The organism is Cupriavidus basilensis (assembly GCF_000876015.1).
GTDB classification, from domain to species: Bacteria; Pseudomonadota; Gammaproteobacteria; order Burkholderiales; family Burkholderiaceae; genus Cupriavidus; species Cupriavidus basilensis_B.
The window spans coordinates 115,851-137,671 of the sequence record NZ_BBQM01000028.1 but is presented as its reverse complement, the minus strand read 5'-3'; the positions used below and the strand labels follow the sequence as shown (position 1 = coordinate 137,671).

Sequence of the window (21,821 nt, the reverse complement as noted above, 5' to 3'; positions counted from 1 at the left end):
CGACATGTCCTCCCTAGCGGTGCCCGCGCGCGCCGAGATGCCGCTCAACCGGCCCATGATCACCATCGCGGTCATGGCCGCGACCCTGATCCAGACGCTCGACAGCACGATTGCCAATGTTGCGCTGCCGCACATGCAGGGCAGCCTGTCCGCCTCGCAGGACGAGATCACCTGGGTGCTGACCTCCTACATCGTGGCCGCGGCGATCGCCACGCCGCTGACCGGCTGGCTGTCCGACCGGCTCAGCGTCAAGCGGCTGCTGGCCATCTCCATCGCCGGCTTCACGGTGGCGTCGGCCTTCTGCGGACTGTCCGAGACGCTCGCGCAGATCGTCGCCTCGCGGCTGCTGCAGGGGCTCTTCGGCGCCGCGCTGGTGCCGCTGTCGCAGTCGATCCTGCTCGACATCAACCCGCGCGAGAAGCAGGGCCAGGCGATGGCGGTGTGGGGCATGGGCGTGATGGTGGGGCCGATCCTGGGCCCCACGCTGGGCGGCTGGCTGACCGACAGCTACAACTGGCGCTGGGTGTTCTTCATCAACGTGCCGATCGGCGCCTTCGCGCTGTCCGGCGTGCTGTCGTTCCTGCCGAGCCGGGCGCCGCAGCGCAGCGTGAAGTTCGACGCCTTCGGCTTCGTCACGCTGGGGCTGGCCATCGGCGCGCTGCAGGCCATGCTGGACCGCGGCGAGCAGCTCGACTGGTTCGGCTCGCTCGAGATCCGCGTCGAGGCCATCCTGGCGGCGCTGGCCTTTCTGTATTTCATCGCGCACACGGCCACGGCGGGCCCCGGCTCCTTCTTCCGCTATCAGTTGCTCAGGGACCGCAACTTCACCACCGGCGCCTGCTTCATCTTCGTGATCGGCGCGGTGATGTACGCCACGCGCGCGCTGCTGCCGCCGATGCTGCAGAACCTGATGGGCTACCCGGTCGCCACCACCGGGCTGGTGACGGCCCCGAGCGGCGCCGGCACCATGCTGGCCATGCTGCTGGCCGGGCGCCTGCTCAGGCGCATCGACGCGCGCCTGCTGCTGCTCTGCGGCTTCCTGATCTCGGCCTTCGCGCTGTGGCAGATGATGCAGTACACCATCGTGCTGTCGGTGTCGGACATCGTGTGGCCCGGCATCATCCAGGGCTTCGGGCTGGGGCTGGTGTTCGTGCCGCTGAGCGCGCTGACCTTCTCCACGCTGACGCCCGAGCTGCGCGCGGACGGCACCGCCACCTACAGCCTGATGCGCAATATCGGCAGCAGCATCGGCATCTCGGTGATCCAGACGCTGATGACGCGCAACACCCAGGTCGCGCACGCCGACCTCGCCGCCAACGTCAGCATCTTCAACCCGGCCATGCAGTCGATGCTGGCCGGCGGCTCGCGCTACGACCTCGCCGTGCTCAACCAGTCGATCAACCAGCAGGCGGCGATGATCGCCTACCTCAACGACTTCAAGGTCATGTTCGTGGCCACGCTGCTGGTGGTGCCGCTGATCCTGCTGATCCGGCCCAGCCACCACGCCGACGAGGCGGTCGCCCGCGCGGCGATGGACTGAAGCCGCGCGCTCAGGCCGCGCCGGCCGCGCGCGCCTGCTGGTCGAGGTACCGCGCCACCGCGCGCTGGAACACCGGCAGCTTGCCGGTGAAGAAATGGTTGGCGCCCGGCACCACCACCACCGGCAGCTCCTGCGGGCGCGCCCAGTCGAACACCCCCTGCAGCGGCGCGTTGGCGTCCTGCTCGCCGTGGACGACCAGGGCGCCGGCCGGCACCGCCGGGGTGTCGTAGCTGCGCCCGGCCGGCACCGGCCCGGCCGGCATGCCGGCCAGCACCAGGCTCGCCACGCGCTCGCCGCCGGCCGTGAGCCGCTGCGCCACGCGCGTCTGCACATAAGCCCCGAACGAGAACCCGGCCAGCGCCAGCGGCAGGCCCGGATGCGCGCGCATGAGCTGCCCGACCACCGCCAGGGTGTCCTCGGTCTCGCCCTCGCCCGCGTCGTGCTGGCCCTGCGTGCCGCCCACGCCGCGGAAATTGGGGCGCACGGCGAGCCAGCCGCGCGCCTCGAACAGCCGCGCCAGCGCCACCGGGATCTTGTGCGTGGCGCTGCCGCCGAGCAGCGGATGCGGATGGGCGATCACGGCGATACCCTTGAGGGCACCTGGCGGCGTGTCGGCCAGGGCCTCGACGCGGCCGGCGGCGCCGTCGAACCAGAGCGTGTTGTCGGGAGAGGAAGACGAAAGCGAGGACATGAGGGGCGAGGGGCGAGGAGCGCGGAAGATGGAAAGCGGCGCGCGCAGATGCGCGGCGACCCGGCATTGTAATGCGCCGGGCGCACGATGACCGATGCGCCGCCCGGCAGCCCGCGAGCGGCCGCGCCCGGCCGCAAGTAGAATGCACCTCGCCATACCAAGACAGGAGACAGCCATGCCGATTCCCGCCACGCTGGCGTGCCTTTGCGGCCAGGTCCAGTTGCGCATCGCCGGCGAGCCGGTGGCGAGAGCCAATTGCCACTGCCAGGCCTGCCGCGACTTCTACGCGACCCCGGTATTCGCCGCCACCGCCTGGGAGCCCGCGCAGGTAACAATTGCGCACGGCGCGGGGCACGTGGCCACCTATCACCACGCCACCCGCGCGCTGCAGCGCCAGTTCTGCCGCCATTGCGGCGAGACCCTGTTCGGCATCAACCGCCTGGGCATGTCGGTGGTGCCCAACAGCCTGTTCGCGCGCGCCGCCGGCGGCACACTGCCCGAGGCGCTGCAGCCGGCCATGCACCTGTTCTACCGCCACCGCGTGGTGGACGTGGCCGACGACCTGCCCAAGTACCTCGACGACTGGGACGGCCCGCTGCACAAGGCCGGCTTCTGAAACGCCGGCGGCGCGCGCCGCCTACGCGCCCAGCCCGCGCAGGAACGACAGGCTCGGCGCGAAGAAATACTCGCCGCCCTTCATCGTGACGTGCCCGGAGAAATCCAGCGGATCGCTCAGCGTCTGGCCGTAGACCACCGGCCAGCGCTGCTTGCCGCCGCCGGCCGGCTGCCCGATGACGGGATCGATGCCGGTGCCGCTGCCGGGGAAGCCGACGTTGTTGACCCACTTGACCTGCGTGAATTCGAACTGCCCGGCGATGTCGCTCTGGTAGGCCATGAACAGCAGCCCCACGCCGCCGGACGGCTTGTTGTCGATGCGGCCGTCGTTGGGATCGTCGCTGCGCGCGCCGTAGGGAATGCCCCGTCGCGCCATCAGGTGGCTTTTCGAGTTGGCGATGCCGTCGCGCGGGTTGCTCTTGCGGATATGCCCGGCGAACGGGCATTTCAGGCCATCGGGATCGCCCGCGTAGCTGAAGTTGTTGGGCACGCCCGGCGCCGCGAACGGCAGCTCGTCCGCGGACGCGACCACGGGCGTGCCGTTCTCGAAGCGGCCCACCACGCTGGCGCCGGCACGCTCGCCGATGCCGCCGAGCGTGTCGGCCAGCGCGTCCTCCCGCGCCTTGAAGGCCTTCACGTCCTGCTCCAGCTTGCGGAACACGAAATAGCTGCCGAAGCTCACCGCGAGCTTGCCGCCCGGGTCTTTGGCCAGCACCTGGCTCAGCGGAATGGCGGGGTTCCACTTGTCGATGCCGTCCGTGTTCTGCTGCTCGTTGTCCACGTCTTCCTGCAGCGGCAGCGGCTGGCTGCGGCCATCGACATAACCGAAATGCTCGATGCCCTGCTGGTCGCTGTTGAACAGCGCGTTGCCCATCTCCTCGCCGGCGATGCGCACCGCGCCCAGCGTGGCGGCCACGAGCTGGCGGAACTGCGCCGCGTCGCGGTCGCGCTGCGCGGCGGTGCTGCTGGCGATCAGCATCATGGCGTGCACGTCGCCGGCGAACGCGCCGCCCCAGGTAGACGGCGCCGGGTCGCCCAACTGGCGCGCCTTCATGCCGGCGAGGAAGGCGGCGTCGCCGGGCCTGGCGTCGGCGCGGCCCAGCGCGTCGTAGCCTTTGGCGGTGAGCAGCAGCGAAACGAAGGTGCCCGCGTCCAGCCCCGAGGCCTTGAACACCAGCGCGCCGGTCAACTGGTCCAGCGCCGAGCCGATCTGCACGGCGAGCGCAGACAGGAAGTGCCGGCTCGCGGCCTGCCGGGCCGGATCGAACACCAGGAACAGATTGGCCGTGCTGTGCCGGCCGTGGCCCTTGAGGATGTTTCCCTGCAGGTCGCTGAGCATGGCAAGCTCCGCGGCCGCGCTCGGCGTGGCGGCGGCGAGGCTTTTCTTCCATGACAAGGTCTGGCTGAGATCGAGGTCCATATTTCCTCCTTGCTGGAGATTGGACGTGACCGGTTCCCCCGGATGCGGCCGCCTCCTGCCGGGCAAGGCGCGGCTGGCGCGGCTCAACCACTCTAGGCACTCGGCGTGGCGGTGCAATTAGATCGATTGCAGGGGAGTGATGCGGCGTTTCTACTTCGTAAGGATGATGAAACGCCGGCCGGCGCCGACCTTCCCGACCCGCGCCCAACCCGCGCCAACATCGCAAAAATGCCCGGAAACCCGTCAAAAATTCCAGGTCGCGCCAATGCGCAGGGTGCGCGGCTCGGCCGGATGGACATGGTGGTCGTCGATGCCCGCGGGCGCGCCGCCGGCGCCGGGCGGCGAGGCCTCGCCCTTGAGCAGCGAGGCGTAGTAATAATCGATATCGTTGGCGCGCCGGCCCAGCGCGTTCAGCACTTCGGCGAAGACCCGCACGTTCTTCAGCACGCGGTAGCCGAGCTTGAGGTTGACCAGGAACGACGACGCCGAGCGCACGCTGTCGTCCTCGACCAGCGGGCGCGAGCCGAAGTAGCGCATGCGCGCGCCGAACGACCAGCGCCCGCGCTCGGCCGACGCGCCCATCGACGCGGTGGCCTGGATCGCTTCGGGAATGTCGTCGCCCACGCTGTCGTGGTCGCGGTAGCGCGCGCGGGAGAAGGCCGCGTCGGCATCGACGATGATGCCCGGCGCCGGCACGTAGTACGCCGCCAGCTCGACGCCGGTGCGGCGGCTCGGCCGGCTCGGCTCGGTGGTGCCGCTGTCGCCCGAGAACACCAGCTCGGAGCCGATGTCGAGCCGCCACAGCGAGGCCGACAACTGCAGGCCCGGCAGCACGTCGGCGCTGCGCACGCCCAGCTCGTAGCCGGTGGCCGGCACCAGCACGCTGACCTTCCGCGCGGGCGCGCCGCTGGCCGGGTCCACCGTGGTGGTGGCGCCGCGCACGTCGTTGCTGTGATAGCCGCGGCCCCAGTTGAGGAACACGTCGGTATGCGCGCCCGGCGACAGCACCAGGCCCAGCTTGGGGCTGACGATGTGGTCGCCGCCATTGCCGGAGTTGGCCGGGTTGTCGCTGGCCACGCCGTACCAGAACTGGTCCGCGCGCAGGCCGGCCACGGTGCGCAGCCACGGCAGCCACTGCACGGCGTTGCGCGCATAGAGCGCGGCGCTGGTCTCGTTGACGCGGTCGCTGCGCACCTGCTTGTAGACCTGCCGCGCCTCGGTGCCGTAGAGCGCGATGGGGTCGAGCCGGTCGTAGCGCAGTTGCGTGCCGAGCTCGGTCTCCGCGTCGCGCCCGGCCAGCTTGCCGAACCACGTGCGCGCGGCATTGGCGCCGGTGGTCACGCGGTTCTCGAACTGCTCGAACTGGTCGCCGCGCCCGGGGTTGTCGAGCGCGTAGGTGAAGTCGGAGAACAGTTGCAGGCGGCTCTTGATGACGTAGGCATTGGCCTTGACCAGCCCGTCCGGCAGCGGCCGCTGCCAGTCCGCCGACAGGCTGTAGCGCGACGACGCGCCGCCGTCGCTCGGGTCGATGTAGCCGAAGCGCGAGATCAAACCCTGGTCGATGGCGCGCTGCGGCACCTGGTCGGTGGACTGCCAGCGGTTCTTGTAGGCCATCGCCGTGACTGCCACGCGCTCGCCGCCGCCCAGCGGCAGGCTGTAGCGCAGCACGCCGTTGAGCTTGTGCACGCCCTCGGGCAGCACCCACGGCCCGTTCTCGCCCATCCATTCCAGCCCGTACAGCAGCGTGCCGGGCCCCGCCTGGAGCGAGTCGGCCAGCAGCCCGCGGCGGTAGCCGTGCTGGCCGATCTCGCCCTGGGCGATGCCCCGCGGCAGGCTCGGCGCGTAGTCCATGCGCACCGCGCCGGCGGCGGAGAAATCGCCCTCCTCGGCATGGTAGGTGCCCTTCTTGTAGGCGATGCCGCCGACCAGCTCGGGGATGACGAAATTGAGGTCGGTATAACCCTGGCCATGCGCGTGGGTGCGCATGTTGACCGGCATGCCGGCCACCGTGGTGGCGAGGTCGGTGCCGTGGTCCAGATTGAAGCCGCGCAGGAAATACTGGTTGGCCTTGCCGTCGCCGCTGTGCTGCGTGACGATCAGGCCCGGCACGGTCTCGAGCAGTTCGCCGGGCCGCAGCAGCGGCCGGGTCTCGAGCTGCTCGCGCGTGACGTAGCCCTCGCTGGCGCTGTCGCCGGCCAGCGCTTCGGCCGGCGCGCCGCGGACCGTCACCGCCTGCAACTGCGCATCGGGCCCGGCCTGCTGCAGGCCACCCGCGCCGGCGACGCCGTGCAGCCCCGCGCCGCAGCTTGCCGCGGCCCACAGCGCCAGCCGCAGCGGCCGGCGGCGCAACGCGCGCGGCAGGCCGGCAATGGCGGGCGCGCCCGCCGGGTCCGGGAAGCGCGGCAGGCGCCGGAGGTAGTCCCGCATCGTTATTTTTTTTGCAATATGAAAATGTATGAAGTTTTTAGCAAACTTCATACCATCGGGCAAGCACCATCACGGTGCGGATGCCCGGCGTCTTTCACTCGTGCGGGTGAGGATGCGGATCGGGATGCGGATGCGGGTGGGAGTGCGAGTGGAAGTCGTCGGCCTCGGCCATGACCACGTTCAGCGTCGCCTGGCGCACGCCGCGCTCGCTGCCGATGGCGTCGGCAAGCTGCCGCACGGCGCTGGCCGGGCCTTTCAGGATCACCGTCTCGATGCAGTTGTCGCTGTCGAGGTGGGCATGCATGGTCGAGACCGTGAGGCTGTGATGGGCGTGCTGGATGCGCGTGAGCCGCTCGGCCAGCTCGCGCTCGTGGTGGTTGTAGACGTAGGACAGGTTGGCCACGCAGGGGCCGTCGGCATCGCAGGCCTCGCGCCAGCGGTCGAGGTGGCTGCGCAGGATGTCGCGCACCGCCTCGGAGCGGTTGTCGTAGCCGCGCTCGGCGATCAGCCGGTCGAATTCCTCGGCAAGCTGGTTGTCCAGCGAAATGGTGAAGCGTTCCATGATGGGAGCGAGAAGGCCGGACGGGATGCGCGCCTACTTCGAGCGGCTGCTGTCGCCGCCGAGCGGGTCGAGCGTGATCTGCACCTGGCGCAGCACGCCCTGGTCGTCGAAGTAGCAGTTGAACAGCGAGGGCAGCATGCCGTCCTGGCGGAAGCGGTAGGACCACACCAGGCGCCGCATCAGCGGGAAATACTGCACCGGCTCGCGCGGCTTGCCGAAATGCTCTTCCACGTCGCGCTGGGTCCAGACGTCGACGCGGGCCTTGTAGATTTCCGCGTTGGTCAGCATCTGGCGGAAGCTGGTCAGCTTGCCGGCGGCGTCGAAATCGGCCGCGTAGGCCTGGTAGCCGAGCGGCTGCCGCGAGTAGATCCAGCGGGTCGTGCCGTCGGCCAGGTGGTAGACGTCGGTCGGGTTGCCGAAGGTGGTCTTGACCGCGTCTTCGGGCGCGCCGATCATCTTCTGCGCCGTTTCCACCGGCTGCAGCAGCGTGCAGGCCGGCAGCATGGCGGCGGCCGCGCACAGCAGCCAGCCGCCGAGATATCGTGAGGTAGTCTTCATGGTTTCGCTTCAGGTCCGGGCCGGCGCGGCGGCCCGGGGCGCCGCGCCAGCCTGCAATATAGATCATCGGCCGGCATGGCGTGCGGGCCTGCCGTGAAGCCGCCATTTGCGGACACCGCCGCGGCAGACGATAATTGCGCGGCCGCGCACGCCGCGCGGCGCTGTCCTCGCCGGTTCTCTTCCTCGCCTCCATGCAGCCACACCAAGGCCTACCCCGTCCCCAACGCACCTGGGCCATCCTCACCGTGTTCTGCGGCCTCATCATGGCCGTGCTCGACGGCTCGATCGCCAACATCGCGCTGCCGTCGATCTCGCGCAAGCTCGCCTCCGACCCGAGCAGCACCATCTGGGTGGTCAACGCCTACCAGCTCACCGTCACGGTGTGCCTGCTGCCGCTGTCCTCGCTGGGCGACATCCTCGGCTACAAGCGCGTGTACCGCACCGGGCTGGCGATCTTCCTGCTCGGCTCGCTGCTGTGCGCGCTCTCGCCCACGCTGCCGGTGCTGGTGGCCGCGCGCGTGCTGCAGGGCATCGGCGGCGCCGGCATCATGAGCGTGAACACGGCGCTGGTGCGCTTCATCTACCCGCCCACCAAGCTCGGCCGCGGCATCGGCCTCAACGCGCTGGTGGTCGGCATCACCATCGCCGTGGGGCCGTCGGTGGGCGCGCTGATCCTGTCGGTGGCAAGCTGGCAATGGCTGTTCGCCATCAACGTGCCGGTCGCGGTGTTCGCGCTGCTGCTGGCGCGCAGCGCACTGCCGGCCACGCCGCCGCAGCCGCACGGCTTCGACTACCGCAGCGCGCTGCTGTCGACGGTGGTGTTCGCGCTGTTCATCCTCAGCGTGGACGCCGCCGGGCACGCCGGCCTGCGCGCCGCCGCGGCCGCCGGGCTGGCGGCGGCGGCGCTGCTGGGCTGGTGGCTGGTGCGCATGCAGCGCGGCAAGCCCGCGCCGCTGGTGCCGGTGGACCTGTTCCGCAGCCGCGCCTTCACGCTGGCGGTGGGCACCTCGTTCTGCTCGTTCATGGCGCAGATGCTGTCCTTCGTGGCGCTGCCGTTCTACCTGGAATACCAGCTTGGCCGCTCGCTGCACGAAACCGGCCTGCTGATCACGCCGTGGCCGCTGATGGTGGCGGTCATGGCGCCGCTGTCGGGCCGGCTGTCGGACCGCTATCCGGCCAGCATCCTGGCCGGCATCGGCCTGGCGCTGCTCGGCAGCGGGCTGGTCGGCCTGGCCATGCTCGGCCCGGAGGCGTCGAGCTTCGGCATCGGCTGGCGCATGGCGATGTGCGGGCTCGGCTTCGGCCTGTTCCAGTCGCCCAACAACCGCGCCATGATCGGCGCCACGCCGCCCGCGCGCAGCGGCGGCGCCAGCGGCGCGCAGGCAACCACGCGGCTGCTCGGGCAGACCACCGGCACCGCCATCGTCGCGCTGCTGTTCAGCATCGAGCCGTCCGGCGCGGCCCGGCTGGCGCTGTTCGTCGCGGCCGCGGTGGCCGCGGCGGGCGCGGTGGTGAGCTTCAGCCGGCTGCGCAGCGGCAGCGGCAGCGGCTCGCAGGCGCAGGGCGCGGCCGAGGCGGACATCTGAGCGAAGGGCGCGTGGCGCGGCGCCGCCGGGGAAGTTCGCCGGCGTCGCCAGCACGCCCGGACACGGCGCCCAATGTCCGCGGCAACGTCAGGGATAGCCAGCGATGGCGCGGCCGCCTCCCCATGTCGGCTGACGCGGCAGGCGAACACGGGAAGCCGGCACCCGCGCCGGGCGCCGAATGCCGGAAGGCTCGCGCTACTCCGCCTTCGCGCCCGACTCCTTCACCACCTTGGCCCACTTCGCGATCTCGCTGCGCTGGTAGCTGGCCAGCTTCTCCGGCGTGCCGAGCACCGGGTCCAGGCCCAGCGTCTTGAGCTTGGCCTGCACATCGGGCAGCGTGTAGATGCGGTTGAGCTCGGCGTTGAGCCTGGCGATCACGTCCTTGGGCGTGTTGGCCGGCGCGAAGATGGCGAACCACGAATCGGCCTCGAAGCCGGGCAGGCCCTGCTCGGCCAGCGTGGGGATGTCCGGCGCCGAGGCGGTGCGCTTGGCGCTGGTCACGCCGAGCGCGCGCAGCTTGCCTTCCTTGACCACCGGCAGCGCCGACGGCAGGTTGTCGAACATCATCGTGATGTGGCCGCCGAGCAGGTCGGGGATGGCCATCGCGCGGCCCTTGTACGGCACGTGCGTGATCTTGACGCCCGCCATCGAGTTGAACAGCTCGCCCGCCACGTGCAGCGAGGTGCCGACGCCCGGCGTGCCGAAGGTGAGGCCGCCCGGCTTGGCCTTGGCCAGCGCGATCAGTTCCTGCACGTTCCTGGCCGGCACGGAAGGGTTGACCACCAGCACGTTGGGCGTGGACGCGACCAGGATCACCGGCGTGAAGTCCTTGACCATGTCGTATGGCATGTGCGCGTAGAGCGCGCCGTTGATCGAGTGCGTGCCCACCGTGCCCATCGCCAGCGTGTAGCCGTCGGGCGCGGCGTGGGCCACGGCCTCGGCGCCGATGTTGCCGCCGGCGCCGGGCTTGTTGTCGACCACCACCGGCTGGCCCAGCGAGATCTTCTCCGAGAAGATGCGCGCCAGGATGTCCGGCGCGCCACCGCTGGGAAAGCCGACCACGAGCCGGATCGGCTTGGACGGATAGGTGTCCGCGCGCGCCGGCGGCGCCGACAGGACGGACAAGGCGGTGCAGGCGGCCAGCATGGCCGCCGCGAGAGGTTTGCTGCGCATGGTTGTCTCCAGGTGTTTTTTTGCTTTTTGGGTAATACCGGTACTGCCGATGCTGCGGGTGCCGCGCGGCGCGCGGCCTTGCTCACTGCTTACACCACGCTGCCGCCGAACTCCGCCATCACTTTATCGTGCAGGCGGCGCATTCCCTTGAGCCAGCGGTCGTAGTCCTGGCCCTTGCGCTGGTAGTACTCCAGCACTTCGGGGTGCGGCAGGATCAGGAAGCGCTCGTCCTTCACGCCGGCGAGCGTGACCTGCGCCACGTGCTCCGGCGTGACCGAGCCGGCCTGCAGGAAGCCCTTGCGCGAGCCGTCCTCGCCGAACAGCATGTTGGTCTGCACGCCCTGCGGGCAGATGCAGCTTACCTTGATGCCGCGCTCGCCGTAGGTGATCGACAGCCATTCGGCGAAGCCGATGGCCGCGTGCTTGGTCACGGCGTAGGGCGCCGAGCCGATCTGCGACAGCAGCCCGGCGGCCGACACGGTGTTGACGAAATAGCCCTCGCCGCGCGCCAGCATCTGCGGCAGCACCGCGCGCGCGGCGTGGATGTGGGCCATCACGTTGATCTCCCAGATGCGCTGCCATTCCTGCGCGCTGGCGTCGAGGCCCTTGCGCAGGATGATGCCGGCGTTGGAGCAGAACACGTCGACCTGGCCGAAGCGCTCGGTGGCGGCGTCGGCCAGCGCCTGCACCGCGGCGGCATCGGCCACGTCGGTGCGCTGCGCGAAGACCTGGCAGGCGGGACTGGCCTGCGCCAGCTCCGCGGCCACCGTGCGCGCGCCGGCCTCGTCGAGGTCGGCCACCGCCACGCCGCGCGCGCCGCCGGCGGCGAAGGCCAGCGCCAGCGCGCGCCCGATGCCGGTGGCGGCGCCCGTCACGATCACGGTCTTGTTGCGGATGTCCATCGTTGTCTCCTTTGTTTTCTTTGTCTGTATTGCCTGCTGGATGTCTGGCCCTTGCGGCGCATGTCCGCCGGGCCGCGTCGATGCGCGATGATGCCCGTTATCCGCTTATCCGTGCCCCTGCCACAGGCGCCCCTGCAGCGCGTCGGCGAGTTCGCGGATGCGCGGGCCGAGATTGCCGTCGAGGATCTCGGGCGCGAGCCGCGTGGCCGCGCCGCCGATGTTGATGGCCAGCACTTCGGCGCCGCCTTCGAGCACCACCGGCGCGGCCGCGCCGCTCACGGTGCGGTCCCATTCCGCGTGCGCCACGCAGAAGCCGCGCCGGCCGTAGTCGCGCAGCGCGCGCTCTAGCTTGGCGCGCAGCGGCGCCCAGCGGCTGCCGTAGAACTGTTCGAGATCGGCGATGGCGGCGGCGCGCCGCGGCGCTTCCAGCCCGGCCAGCCACGCGCGGCCGATGGCGGAGGTGGCGGTGGGCAGGCGCGAGCCCGGCGCCAGCCGCATCACCAGCGCGCCGCGCGGCTGGCAGACCTCGAGGTAGACCATCTCGTGGCGGTCGGCGGTGGCCAGCGCCACGGTGCAGTCGGTGGCGAACGCGAGCGACTGCATCAGCGGCCGCGCGATCTCGCGGATGCGCGAGCCGGCGAGGTAGCGCTGGCCGAGCACCATCGCGCCCTGCCCGAGACGGTATTTCTCGAGCGATTCGGAATAGATCAGGTAGCCCAGGCTGGTGAGCGTGTAGGTCAGGCGCGAGACGGTCGGGCGCGGAATGCCCGCGCGCCGCGCGAGCTCGGCGTTGCCGAGGTAGTCGTCGTGCGGGCCGAACGCGCGCAGCAGGTCCAGTCCGCGCGCCAGCGCGGTGACGAAGTTGCGGTCGTCGCGCGCGGCGTCAGCGAGCGCGCCGGCGCACGGCGGCAGCGTATCGGCATCGGCGTCGGGCACGGACGCGGGCACGGATGCCGGCACGGGCACGGACACGGGCGACAGCGGGATCGACGAGGTGCGCTTCATGGATGGCGGCGACGCTGGAGACGGGCTGCAAACCGCGGGCCGTGAACTGCGGACCGCGGGCCGCGGGAGGACGCATTCCGCACCGCGCCGGCATGCCGAAGAAAACGGGTTGCGCCGGCTATTTCGCTGTGCGGAAGACTATTCCGTATTCCTTGACTGTGCCTCAGGCCGTATGCAACAGTCAATGAAAACGAACGATCGTGCTGGAAAGTGCATATGCATGCAAACGCATCGCGCTTTCACCGGCCGACGACACCGGCAGCGAGGCATCGCCCTCGCCCCGCCAATCCGCACTGCACAGGCATTGCACAGGAGACAGAACATGCACCGCACGACCCGCCAAGCCGCGTCACCGCCCGGCTGATCCCGCCCTCGCCTCATGAGCGGCGCCGCCTTCGCGCGGCGCCGCACGTTCCACGCCATCCGCGCCGCGGATTGCGTGTCTTCGTTCGTGATCCGCAAAGAGGTAAGCCGAGATGTTGTTTCTCCAACAAGTCCTGAACGGCCTCACGCTGGGCGGCGTGTACAGCCTGGTGGCGCTGGGCCTGACGCTGGTCTACGGCATCCTGCACGTGCCCAATTTCGCGCACGGCGCGTTCTACATGGCCGGCGCCTACGTCTCGTACTACATGATGGCCGCGCTCGGCCTGAACTACTGGCTGGCGATGGGCGCGGCGGCGCTCGCGGTGGCAGCGCTATCGATGCTGGCCGAGCGCCTGGTGTTCCATCCGCTGCGCAACGCGCCGGAGCTGCACGACATGATCGCCGCCATCGGCATCATGCTGTTCCTCGAAGCCGGCGCGCAGGCGCTGTGGGGCGCGGACTTCCTGCGCATGCCCACGCCCTACGGCCAGATGGTGGAGCTGTTCGGCCTGACCGCGCCGGCGCAGCGCCTGCTCATTATCGCCGCCGCGTTCGGCCTGATGGTGCTGCTGCACCTGTTCCTCACGCGCACCGTGACCGGCTCGACCATCGTGGCGATGGCGCAGAACCGCGAGGGCGCCGCGCTGGTCGGCATCGACGCCACGCGCGTCACGCTGCTGGTGTTCGCCATCTCGGGCGCGCTGGCGGCCATCGCCGCCACGCTGTACGCGCCGATCAACCTGGTCTACCCGAGCATGGGCAACCTGGTCATCACCAAGGCCTTCGTCATCATCATCCTCGGCGGCATGGGCAGCATCCCGGGCGCCATCGTGGGCGGGCTGATCATCGGCATGGCGGAGAGCTTCGGCGGCTTCTACGTCTCCACCGACTACAAGGACATCATCGCCTTCGTGCTGCTGGTGGCCATCCTGTCGGTCCGGCCGCAGGGCCTGTTTGCCGGCAAGACCGCCTGAGGAGCGCAGCATGACCAAGACACTGCAAGGCAAGACCGGCTGGGCGCTGCTGCTGGCGCTCGCCGTCGCGTTTCCGCTCATCACGCCCAACAGCTACTACCTGACGGTGATGACGCTGGCCTTCATCTACGCCATCGCTACGCTCGGGCTGAACCTGATCACCGGCTATACCGGCCAGCTCAACCTCGCGCACGGCGGCTTCATGGCGATCGGCGCGTACACGCTGGGCATCCTCACGGTGGACCACCAGGTGCCGTTCTGGTGGGCGTTCGCGCTGTCGGGCGTGGTGTGCATGGCGGTGGGCTACTTCGTCGGCGTGGTGTCGCTGCGCCTCAAGGGCCATTACTTCTCGATCTTCACGCTGTGCATCGGCTACATCATCTACCTGCTGATCGAAAAGTGGGAAAGCCTCACGCACGGCACGGTGGGCCTGATCGGCATTCCGGTGCCGGCCGCGGTGGGCCCGCTCGCGTTCGACAACGTGCAGGCACAGTACTACCTGGTGCTGTTCTTCCTGGCGGCGGGCACCTTCCTCATGCACCGCATCGTCACCTCGCTGCTGGGCCGCAGCTTCATGGCCGTGCGCAACAGCGACGCGCTGGCCGAGGCGCTGGGCATCAACCTGATGCGCACCAAGGTGCTGTCCTTCGTGCTGTCGGTGGGCTACGCGGGTTTCGCCGGCGCGCTGTACGCGGGCCAGGTGCGCTTTCTCGGTCCCGACATCGCGCGCACCGACCTGACCTTCGACATGGTGATGGCGATGCTGGTGGGCGGCACCGGCACGCTGCTCGGGCCGCTGCTGGGCGCGGTGCTGGTGCCGTGGGTCACGCAGACGCTGCAGTTCCTGCAGGACTACCGCATGCTGGTGTTCGGGCCGGTGCTGGTGCTGCTCATCATCTTCGTGCCGGATGGCATCGTCGGTTCGTGGCTCAAGCGCCAGGCGCGCCGCGCCGCCGCCGCGCGGCGCGGCGGCAAGGACCGCGCGCCGGCCGCCACGCCGGCCAGCACAACCGCAGCCAACGCAGGAGCCGACCATGCTTGAGATCCGCAACCTGACCCGCAAGTTCGGCGGCCTGACCGCGGTGAACGAGGTCTCGGTCACGTTCGAGACCGGCCACATCAACGCCATCATCGGCCCCAACGGCGCCGGCAAGACCACCTTCTTCAACCTGATCGCCGGCACGCACGCGCCCACCTCCGGGCAGATCCGGCTCAAGGGCCGGGACGTGGCCGGCCTGCGCGCCGACCAGATCGCGCGCCTGGGCGTGGCGCGCACGTTCCAGGCCACGCATCTGTTCGACCGCGCCACGGTGCTCGACAACCTGATCGTGGGCCACCGCCTGCGCACGCACTCGGGCCTGGCCGACGTGCTGTTCAACACGCGCCGGCTGCGCGAGGAAGAGCGCCTGTGCCGCGACAAGGCCGAGGAAGCGCTGGAGTTCGTCGGCCTTGCGCACCTCGCGCACGAGGTCGCCGCGGACATCACGCAGGAAGAGCGCAAGCGCGTGGCCTTCGCGCTGGCGCTGGCCACCGGCGCCGAGCTGCTGCTGCTCGACGAGCCGGCTGGCGGCGTCAACCCGGAAGAGACCGTGGGCCTGGCCGGGCTGATCCGCAAGATGGTCGGCCACGGCAAGACGGTCTGCCTGATCGAGCACAAGATGGACATGATCATGCGGCTGGCCGACAAGATCATGGTGCTCAACTACGGCGAGAAGATCGCCGAGGGCACGCCGGCGCAGATCCAGCAGGACCCGCACGTCATCGAAGCCTACCTGGGAGCCGACCATGTTGCAGCTTGAACGCGTCTCGCTGTCCTACGGCAGCTTCCGCGCGCTGGACAACATCACGCTGCACGCCGGCGCCGGCGAGCTGGTGGTGCTGCTCGGCGCCAACGGCGCCGGCAAGAGCTCGATCTTCCTGGCCATGAGCGGCATCCACCGCGCCAGCGGCGGCACCATGCGCTTCGACGGCCGCGAGCTGTCCGGCATGAAGCCGTCGCAGATCGTGCAGGCCGGGCTGGTGCACTGCCCCGAGGGACGCAAGCTGTTCCCGGCCATGAGCGTGCAGAAGAACCTGACGCTGGGCGCCTACGTGCACCGGCGCGACACGGCCGGCATCCGGCGCTCGCTGGAAGAGGTGTTCGAGATGTTCCCGATCCTGCGGCAGAAGAAGGACGACCCCGCCGGCTCGCTCTCGGGCGGCCAGCAGCAGATGGTGGCGCTCGGCCGCGCGCTGATGAGCCGCCCGCGCGCGCTGCTGCTCGACGAGCCGTCGCTGGGGCTGGCGCCGCTGGTGGTCAAGCAGATGTTCGAGGTGATCCAGCGCATCAACCGCGCCGGCACCACGGTGCTGCTGGCCGAGCAGAACGCCTACGCGGCGCTGGGCATCGCGCACCGCGCCTACGTGATCGAGAGCGGGCGCATCGTGATGGAGGGCGACCGCGACGCGCTGCTCGGGGACGAGGGGGTCAGGCGGGCGTATATCGGGGGCTGACGCCGCCGCGTGTTGCATGTTTTCTTCCCTCGCCCGCTTGCGGGAGAGGGAAGAAAACAAGAACAACAACAGGCAGTACCAACACAACAGGAGACAGCCAGATGCAAACCAAGACGATCCGCCGCTTCTTCCCGCTTGCCGCCACCGCCGTGGCCGCGCTGCTGGCATCGGGCGCCGCCTTCGCCCAGGAGGTGGTCAAGCTGGGCTACACCGGGCCGCTGTCGGGCGGCGCCGCGCTGTACGGCAAGAACGTGCTGTCCGGCATCCAGATGGCGGTGGACGAGATCAACGCCGCCGGCCTGGAGGTCAAGGGCAAGAAGGTCAAGCTGGAAGTGACCGCGCTCGACGACAAGTACGCGCCGGCCGAGGCCGCCATCAACGCGCGCCGGCTGGTGCAGCAGTACAAGACGCCGGCCGTGTTCGTGCCGCACTCGGGCGGCATCTTCGCGCTGCAGGCGTTCAACGAGCAGGAGAAATTCCTGGTGATGGCGTACTCCAGCGTGCCGCGCATCACCGATGCGGGCAACAAGCTGACCATCCGCATCCCGCCGGCCTATACCGGCTACATCGAGCCGTTCGTCAAGGCGCAGATGAAGCGCTACGGCAAGAACGTGGCGCTGGCGCCGGCCGACCACGACTACGCCAAGGCCTGGGTGCAGGCCTTCGTGCCGGCATGGGAAGGCGCGGGCGGCAAGGTGGTGGCCAACAACCCGATGTCCTACACCAAGGCCACCGACTTCTACAGCGGCGTGTCGCGCGTGCTGGCCGACAAACCCGACGTGATGTTCGTGGGCGGCCCGTCCGAGCCGACCGCGCTGGTGGTCAAGCAGGCGCGCGAGCTGGGCTTCAAGGGCGGCTTCATCGTGATGGACCAGGCCAAGCTCGACGAGATGGCCAAGGTCACGGGCGGCCTGGGCATGCTCGAAGGCGCGATCGGCGTGATGCCGCTGGCCAACGACAGCCGCCCGGCCGCGCAGACCTACAACGCCAAGTACAAGAAGCTGCACGAGGGGCGCGACGCCACCACCGAGATGTCGCTCAACTACACGATGGTGTACGTGCTGGCCAATGCGATGAAGCTGGCCGGCACCACCAGCGACGTGGCCGCGATCCGGGCCAGGATGCCGGAAGCGGTGAAGACGCTGGCCAGGGACGCCAACCCCAACGAGATCGAGAGCATCGACGCCAGGGGCGGCACCGTGGCCGATACCGTGGTGGGCTGGGTGCAGGGCGGCAAGATCGCCCAGGTGCGGCTGTCGGAACTGGCCAAGTAACGCTGCGCCGGACCGCGCGCGCCGGCCGGCGGCCAGCGCGCGCTTCGTGTCTCCCACGTCCGGTCACCCGGCGACGGCGCCTAGGTGTGCTGCTGCTGGCGCTGCAGCTCCTGCTGGCGGCGCTGCTGCTCCTGTTGCTGGCGCTGCATGTTCTGCTGCTGGCGTTGCATTTCCTGCTGCTGCCGCTGCATCTGCTCTTGCTGCTGGCGCTCCATCACCTGCTGCTGGCGCTGCTGCTCCTGGACCTGGCGCTCCTGCTGCTGGCGCATCTGCATGCGCTGCTGCTCCATCTGCTGGCGCTGCGTTTCCTGCTGCTGCCGCTGCATGGCCTGCTGTTGCTGCAAGGCCTGCTGGGCGCGCTGCTGCTCGCCGCGCTGGCGTTCCAGTTGCTGGCGCTGCATCTCCTGCTGTTGCTGAAGCGCCTGCTGCGCGCGCTGCTGGTCGCCGAGCTGGCGGGCCTGCTGCTGGCGCTGCATCTCCTGCTGTTGCTGGAGCGCCTGTTGCGCGCGCTGCTGGTCGCCGAGCTGGCGCGCCTGCTGCTGGCGCTGCATTTCCTGCTGTTGCTGGATCGCCTGCTGCGCGCGCTGCTGATCGCCGAACTGGCGCGCCTGCTGCTGGCGCTGCATGTCCTGCTGTTGCTGGAGCGCCTGCTGCGCGCGCTGCTGGTCGCCGAACTGGCGCGCCTGTTGCTGGCGCTGCATGTCCTGCTGTTGCTGGAGCGCCTGCTGGGCATGGAACTGGTCGCCGCGCTGGCGATCCAGTTGCTCGCGCTGCATGTCCTGCTGCTGCCGGATGGCCTGCTGTTGCTGCATGGCCTGTTGCTCGCGCGCCTGGTCGGGGCGGGTCGTCCAGCCGCGCGCGCGCGGGTCGCCGCCCGGCGCCGGCGGCTGGCCGCCGGGGGCCGCGCCCACGAAGCCCTGCGGCATGGCGCCGCGCGGGCCGCCTTCGGTGCGTTGCGGATTGAAGGCGGGGTTGGCGGGGTTGGCGGGGTTGGCCTGGCCGCCTTCGCCGCGCCCGCGCCAGGCCGGCGCGGCCTGGCTCAGCCGGACCTGGCCGCCGGCCGCGGCCGGGCCGGCGGGCTGGGCGTTGCCGCCGCGCCAGGCCGGGCCCGCGCCGGGCACGGTGCCGCCGCCGCGCGCAAGGCGCTGCGCCAGCTCGTCGCCGGCGGGGCGGCCGGGCGCGCGCACCGCGATGGCGGGACGGGCGAAGCCCTGCACGACCGCCGGCGGCGCCGGCCGGCCCGGGCGGGCACCCAGCAGGCTGGCCTTGACCGGCGCCAGCGGCGGCGCGCCGTTGGCCTCGCCGCGCGGCAGGTCACGCCAGGCCTCGTGGCGGGCGCCGGGCGGCACGCGCTGGCCCTGCACGAAGGCGCGCGCCGGCATGCCGGTGATGGCGCCCGGCACGTCGCGGTTGGCATAGGCGCCGCGCGCGCGGTCGTTGGCGAACTCGCGGTTGACGGTGAAGCGGTTGACGCGGCCGAGGTAGGCGGCGCTGGCGCCGTAGGCCGGCCGGTAGCTTTCATGCGGGCCGAGCGGATACCAGGCCACGCCGGGGCCGCCGCGGCCGCCGCCGACGAAGCCCACCAGCGCGGGCGCGTACACCGGGCGCACCGCGCGCGGCCCCGGCATCCAGCCCCAGCGGCTGCCGATGCGGGCCCAGCGGCCATAGTGGAACGGCGCGAAGCCCCACGGCGCCTCGTCGCACCAGGTCCAGCCCCACGGCGCCACCCAGGCCCACGAGCCGGTGCTGTACGGTGCCCAGTCGGCCGCCACCACGCGCGGGAACCACACCGCGCCGTAGCCAGGGTCTTCCTGCCAGTCGCCGTAGCCGTCCAGCGCGGCGTAGCCGGTCATCTCGGGCGGCACGTACATGGCCGAGGGCGAAGCATCCTCGCGCGCGTCGCGCGCCGTGGTCCAGCGGTCGAACTCGTCCTCGGGCGGATTGAAGGCGGTGCCGGCCTCGGCCAGGTCGCTGCCGGCGAAGCGGATCTGCTCGCCGCGGCGCATCTCGCGCGAGCGGCTCTCGCCGTACACCACGGCCGAGCCGTGGTGCATCGTGACCACGGTGGCGCTGCCGTCGGCGGCCACGTCGAGGCGGTAGTCGCCGGGCTCGCGCGGCACGAAGGCGAGGTTGGGCGTGTCGATCTCGACCGGCTGGTCGGGCGGCAGCGCGCGCACCCGCAGTTGCAGCGTGCCCTGGGTCAGCTTGACCTGGGTGGCGCTGTCGTCGAGGTTGAGCACCGTCGCCGCGGTGGCGCCGCCGAGCCGGATCGCGGTGGAGCCGGCATGCAGCTCGGCGCGCCCGCCGTTGTCGACCCACAGGCGGTCGCCGGTGGTGATCGGCCGGTTGAGCGCGGCCTGGGCCCAGTCGTCGGAGCCGGCGGGCGCCAGGCTCAGGCTGCCGGCGGCGTCGGTGATGGTGGCGATACGGTCGGAGGGATCGGCGGACTGCGCCAGCGCCGGCGCCAGCCAGGTGGCGCAAGCGATACCGATGGCCAGGAGCAGGGCCCGGGCGCCGGGGCCAAGCCTGCGGGCAGGAAACATGGAATTACCTCGTCGATGCGAAGGGCGGCGGGCCGGTGCCGGCTGTCCCTGTTGTCACGATACTGCGCCTGGCGGCAGCCGGCCGGCGCGGCGCATCTGACTTTGTAAGCACATATTTCCCCGCGGCGGCCAACGCGCCGCGCGCGCGGCCCGGCGGCGGGCGCGGGGAGCGGACCGGCGCCGCCGGGACGGGCGGCGGCCGGACAAAGCCGGAAACAAATTATCGCAGGGTGGCGGGGCAGGCGAACGGGAGGGGAGAAAGGACGGGACGGGACGCGGCGCGGTCCGGCGCCGGTTCAGCGCGCCTGCAGGAACTCGGTGAACTTGTCGGCCGACATCGGGCGGCCGTACAGGTAGCCCTGCACCTCGTGGCAGCCGTTGTCGCGCAGGAAGTCGCGCTGCTCCACGGTTTCCACGCCCTCGGCCACCACGCCGATGCCGAGCGTGGTGCCCACGTTGACCACGGCGCGCACGATGGCCGCGTCGACCGGGCTCTGGGTGACGTTGCGGATGAAGGACTGGTCGATCTTGATGCGGTCGACCGGGAAGGTCTTGAGGAAGCTCAGCGACGCATAGCCGGTGCCGAAGTCGTCGCAGGTCAGGGTCACGCCGTCGCGGCGCAGCGTCTGCAGCTGGCCGGAGAACTCGTCGCCCTGCTGCAGCGCGATGGTCTCGGTGATCTCCAGCTCCAGCCGCTCGGGCGCCAGCGCCAGCTCGCGCAGCACGTGGCGCACCTCGGTCAGCAGGCGGCTTTCGCTCAGTTGCGCGGCGAACAGGTTGATGGCCACGCGCGGCGCGTCGGCGAACTCCAGCGACCACATGCGCGCCTGCGCGCAGGCGGTATGGAGCAGCCACACGCCGACGTCGGCCGCCACGCTGCTGGCGGCCAGCGCGTCGATGAAGCTGGCCGGCGTGAGCAGGCCCTGGGTGGGATGGCGCCAGCGCATCAGGGCCTCGGCGCCGACCACGCGGCCGTCGCGCAGGTCGATCTGCGGCTGGTACAGGAGTTCGAACTGGCGTTGCGCGTAGGCGTCGCGCAGCGCCTGCACCAGCGACAGGCGGGTGGTCACGTCGGTGCGCATCTGCGGCTTGAAGAAGCGGATGGTGCGCCCGCCGTCACGCTTGGCCCGGCCCAGCGCCAGGCTGGCCGAGGCCAGCGCGTCGGAGGCGTTGTCGCCGCCGCCCGGCATCACGCAGGCGCCCAGGCTGGCCAGCACGTGGTGGCGGCGGTTGCCGTACTCGTGGGGTTCGGACTGCAGGGACAGGATGGCGGCGCTGACGTGGCGCACCAGGGTGGGATCGGCGATGGACGGCAGCAGCACGGCGAACTCGTCGCCGCCGACCCGCCCGAGCACGGCGTCGCGCGGCGAGGCGTCGCGCAGGCGGCGGGCCACCCGGCGCAGGATCTCGTCGCCCTCGGCATGGCCGTGCATGTCGTTGAAGGCGCGGAAATCGTCGATGCCGAGCAGCAAAAGCGCGCAGCGGGGGGCAGCCTCCGTGCGCAGGCGGTCTTCCAGCGTATTCAAGAATGCCTGGCGCGCGGCTACGCCGGTCAACGGATCGATGTCCGCGCTCGGCGAGGCGCCGGCCTTCGCCTCTGACCTGGCCACCATCCCTGCCCTGTTCGTGATTGTCGACATCGGTCCGATCTGTCTATTTGGCAAGTGTGACTAAAACCAGGAAAAAATCAAGCCG

General features: G+C 70.6%; 18 protein-coding genes. 8 read left to right on the top strand and 10 right to left on the bottom strand.

The window, feature by feature from the left end; all coding sequences use genetic code 11:
• Positions 1 to 4 precede the first annotated feature (4 nt).
• Positions 5 to 1,540 (top strand): DHA2 family efflux MFS transporter permease subunit, encoded by a 1,536-nt coding sequence (locus KF708C_RS29820; RefSeq protein WP_059415117.1) that lies wholly within the window; start codon positions 5 to 7, stop codon positions 1,538 to 1,540.
• Positions 1,541 to 1,550: 10 nt separating this feature from the next.
• On the opposite strand, the gene KF708C_RS29815 is transcribed toward KF708C_RS29820, so the two are convergent.
• A complete protein-coding gene (locus KF708C_RS29815) occupies positions 1,551 to 2,231 on the bottom strand; it encodes an alpha/beta hydrolase (RefSeq protein ID WP_059415114.1) in 681 nt (226 codons plus the stop codon).
• Positions 2,232 to 2,406: 175 nt separating this feature from the next.
• Here KF708C_RS29815 and KF708C_RS29810 point away from each other — a divergent pair, with 175 nt between their 5' ends.
• The gene (locus KF708C_RS29810) at positions 2,407 to 2,847 is read left to right on the top strand and encodes a GFA family protein (protein WP_059415111.1); all 441 of its coding nucleotides are present in this window, start codon (positions 2,407 to 2,409) and stop codon (positions 2,845 to 2,847) included.
• Between the two features lie 21 nt (positions 2,848 to 2,868).
• Here KF708C_RS29810 and KF708C_RS29805 read toward each other — a convergent pair whose 3' ends face one another.
• The 4 genes from KF708C_RS29805 to KF708C_RS29790 all read right to left on the bottom strand — a co-directional run bounded on the left by KF708C_RS29805 (position 2,869) and on the right by KF708C_RS29790 (position 7,813).
• Positions 2,869 to 4,266, bottom strand: coding sequence for a Dyp-type peroxidase (locus KF708C_RS29805; protein ID WP_059415109.1), 1,398 nt, complete (start codon positions 4,264 to 4,266; stop codon positions 2,869 to 2,871).
• 243 nt (positions 4,267 to 4,509) lie between these two features.
• Positions 4,510 to 6,693 (bottom strand): TonB-dependent receptor, encoded by a 2,184-nt coding sequence (locus KF708C_RS29800; RefSeq protein ID WP_082080098.1) that lies wholly within the window; start codon positions 6,691 to 6,693, stop codon positions 4,510 to 4,512.
• Positions 6,694 to 6,787: 94 nt separating this feature from the next.
• On the bottom strand, positions 6,788 to 7,255 hold the full coding sequence (gene nikR, locus KF708C_RS29795) for a nickel-responsive transcriptional regulator NikR (RefSeq protein WP_020204038.1): 468 nt from the start codon (positions 7,253 to 7,255) through the stop codon (positions 6,788 to 6,790).
• 33 nt (positions 7,256 to 7,288) lie between these two features.
• A complete protein-coding gene (locus KF708C_RS29790) occupies positions 7,289 to 7,813 on the bottom strand; it encodes a hypothetical protein (protein ID WP_059415107.1) in 525 nt (174 codons plus the stop codon).
• Positions 7,814 to 8,004: 191 nt separating this feature from the next.
• On the opposite strand from KF708C_RS29790, the gene KF708C_RS29785 reads away from it, so the two are divergent.
• Positions 8,005 to 9,399, top strand: a complete 1,395-nt coding sequence (locus KF708C_RS29785; RefSeq protein ID WP_059415197.1) for an MFS transporter — start codon at positions 8,005 to 8,007, stop codon at positions 9,397 to 9,399.
• A 195-nt stretch (positions 9,400 to 9,594) separates the two neighbouring features.
• Here the strand turns inward: KF708C_RS29785 and KF708C_RS29780 are convergent, their stop codons facing one another.
• The 3 genes from KF708C_RS29780 to KF708C_RS29770 all read right to left on the bottom strand — a co-directional run bounded on the left by KF708C_RS29780 (position 9,595) and on the right by KF708C_RS29770 (position 12,479).
• A complete protein-coding gene (locus tag KF708C_RS29780; protein WP_020204041.1) occupies positions 9,595 to 10,572 on the bottom strand; it encodes a Bug family tripartite tricarboxylate transporter substrate binding protein in 978 nt (325 codons plus the stop codon).
• 89 nt (positions 10,573 to 10,661) lie between these two features.
• The gene (locus KF708C_RS29775; protein WP_059415106.1) at positions 10,662 to 11,474 is read right to left on the bottom strand and encodes an SDR family oxidoreductase; all 813 of its coding nucleotides are present in this window, start codon (positions 11,472 to 11,474) and stop codon (positions 10,662 to 10,664) included.
• Between the two features lie 105 nt (positions 11,475 to 11,579).
• Positions 11,580 to 12,479 carry an IclR family transcriptional regulator gene (locus tag KF708C_RS29770; RefSeq protein WP_059415099.1) on the bottom strand — a complete coding sequence of 300 codons (900 nt, stop codon included), beginning with the start codon at positions 12,477 to 12,479 and terminating at the stop codon, positions 11,580 to 11,582.
• A gap of 476 nt (positions 12,480 to 12,955) precedes the next feature.
• Here KF708C_RS29770 and KF708C_RS29765 point away from each other — a divergent pair, with 476 nt between their 5' ends.
• From KF708C_RS29765 to KF708C_RS29745, 5 genes are all read left to right on the top strand, one after another.
• Positions 12,956 to 13,816 carry a branched-chain amino acid ABC transporter permease gene (locus KF708C_RS29765; RefSeq protein ID WP_020204044.1) on the top strand — a complete coding sequence of 287 codons (861 nt, stop codon included), beginning with the start codon at positions 12,956 to 12,958 and terminating at the stop codon, positions 13,814 to 13,816.
• 10 nt (positions 13,817 to 13,826) lie between these two features.
• Positions 13,827 to 14,858 carry a branched-chain amino acid ABC transporter permease gene (locus KF708C_RS29760; RefSeq protein ID WP_059415094.1) on the top strand — a complete coding sequence of 344 codons (1,032 nt, stop codon included), beginning with the start codon at positions 13,827 to 13,829 and terminating at the stop codon, positions 14,856 to 14,858.
• On the top strand, positions 14,851 to 15,615 hold the full coding sequence (locus tag KF708C_RS29755; protein WP_059415091.1) for an ABC transporter ATP-binding protein: 765 nt from the start codon (positions 14,851 to 14,853) through the stop codon (positions 15,613 to 15,615). The genes KF708C_RS29760 and KF708C_RS29755 overlap by 8 nt, the downstream gene beginning before the upstream one ends.
• Positions 15,602 to 16,309: an ABC transporter ATP-binding protein gene (locus KF708C_RS29750; RefSeq protein WP_020204047.1), complete on the top strand. Its 708-nt coding sequence runs from the start codon at positions 15,602 to 15,604 to the stop codon at positions 16,307 to 16,309. Before KF708C_RS29755 ends, KF708C_RS29750 begins: the two co-directional genes overlap by 14 nt.
• A 101-nt stretch (positions 16,310 to 16,410) precedes the next feature.
• Positions 16,411 to 17,583 (top strand): ABC transporter substrate-binding protein, encoded by a 1,173-nt coding sequence (locus KF708C_RS29745; protein ID WP_059415089.1) that lies wholly within the window; start codon positions 16,411 to 16,413, stop codon positions 17,581 to 17,583.
• A gap of 80 nt (positions 17,584 to 17,663) precedes the next feature.
• Here the strand turns inward: KF708C_RS29745 and KF708C_RS29740 are convergent, their stop codons facing one another.
• Together KF708C_RS29740 and KF708C_RS29735 are read right to left on the bottom strand one after the other, a co-directional pair.
• A complete protein-coding gene (locus tag KF708C_RS29740) occupies positions 17,664 to 20,126 on the bottom strand; it encodes a DUF6600 domain-containing protein (RefSeq protein ID WP_059415087.1) in 2,463 nt (820 codons plus the stop codon).
• Positions 20,127 to 20,422: 296 nt separating this feature from the next.
• A complete protein-coding gene (locus tag KF708C_RS29735) occupies positions 20,423 to 21,739 on the bottom strand; it encodes a putative bifunctional diguanylate cyclase/phosphodiesterase (protein ID WP_059415085.1) in 1,317 nt (438 codons plus the stop codon).
• Between the last annotated feature and the right edge of the window lie 82 nt (positions 21,740 to 21,821).

Excerpts from the sequence above, each read along its gene's own strand:
- nikR (WP_020204038.1), bottom strand. The coding sequence starts at position 7,255 with ATGGAACGCTTCACCATTTCGCTGGACAACCAGCTTGCCGAGGAATTC.
- KF708C_RS29755 (WP_059415091.1), top strand. The coding sequence starts at position 14,851 with ATGCTTGAGATCCGCAACCTGACCCGCAAGTTCGGCGGCCTGACCGCG.
- KF708C_RS29815 (WP_059415114.1), bottom strand. The coding sequence starts at position 2,231 with ATGTCCTCGCTTTCGTCTTCCTCTCCCGACAACACGCTCTGGTTCGAC.
- KF708C_RS29810 (WP_059415111.1), top strand. The coding sequence starts at position 2,407 with ATGCCGATTCCCGCCACGCTGGCGTGCCTTTGCGGCCAGGTCCAGTTG.
- KF708C_RS29745 (WP_059415089.1), top strand. The coding sequence starts at position 16,411 with ATGCAAACCAAGACGATCCGCCGCTTCTTCCCGCTTGCCGCCACCGCC.
- KF708C_RS29800 (WP_082080098.1), bottom strand. The coding sequence starts at position 6,693 with ATGCGGGACTACCTCCGGCGCCTGCCGCGCTTCCCGGACCCGGCGGGC.
- KF708C_RS29765 (WP_020204044.1), top strand. The coding sequence starts at position 12,956 with ATGTTGTTTCTCCAACAAGTCCTGAACGGCCTCACGCTGGGCGGCGTG.
- KF708C_RS29775 (WP_059415106.1), bottom strand. The coding sequence starts at position 11,474 with ATGGACATCCGCAACAAGACCGTGATCGTGACGGGCGCCGCCACCGGC.
- KF708C_RS29790 (WP_059415107.1), bottom strand. The coding sequence starts at position 7,813 with ATGAAGACTACCTCACGATATCTCGGCGGCTGGCTGCTGTGCGCGGCC.
- KF708C_RS29735 (WP_059415085.1), bottom strand. The coding sequence starts at position 21,739 with ATGGTGGCCAGGTCAGAGGCGAAGGCCGGCGCCTCGCCGAGCGCGGAC.
- KF708C_RS29780 (WP_020204041.1), bottom strand. The coding sequence starts at position 10,572 with ATGCGCAGCAAACCTCTCGCGGCGGCCATGCTGGCCGCCTGCACCGCC.
- KF708C_RS29760 (WP_059415094.1), top strand. The coding sequence starts at position 13,827 with ATGACCAAGACACTGCAAGGCAAGACCGGCTGGGCGCTGCTGCTGGCG.
- KF708C_RS29770 (WP_059415099.1), bottom strand. The coding sequence starts at position 12,479 with ATGAAGCGCACCTCGTCGATCCCGCTGTCGCCCGTGTCCGTGCCCGTG.
- KF708C_RS29740 (WP_059415087.1), bottom strand. The coding sequence starts at position 20,126 with ATGTTTCCTGCCCGCAGGCTTGGCCCCGGCGCCCGGGCCCTGCTCCTG.
- KF708C_RS29785 (WP_059415197.1), top strand. The coding sequence starts at position 8,005 with ATGCAGCCACACCAAGGCCTACCCCGTCCCCAACGCACCTGGGCCATC.
- KF708C_RS29805 (WP_059415109.1), bottom strand. The coding sequence starts at position 4,266 with ATGGACCTCGATCTCAGCCAGACCTTGTCATGGAAGAAAAGCCTCGCC.
- KF708C_RS29750 (WP_020204047.1), top strand. The coding sequence starts at position 15,602 with ATGTTGCAGCTTGAACGCGTCTCGCTGTCCTACGGCAGCTTCCGCGCG.
- KF708C_RS29820 (WP_059415117.1), top strand. The coding sequence starts at position 5 with ATGTCCTCCCTAGCGGTGCCCGCGCGCGCCGAGATGCCGCTCAACCGG.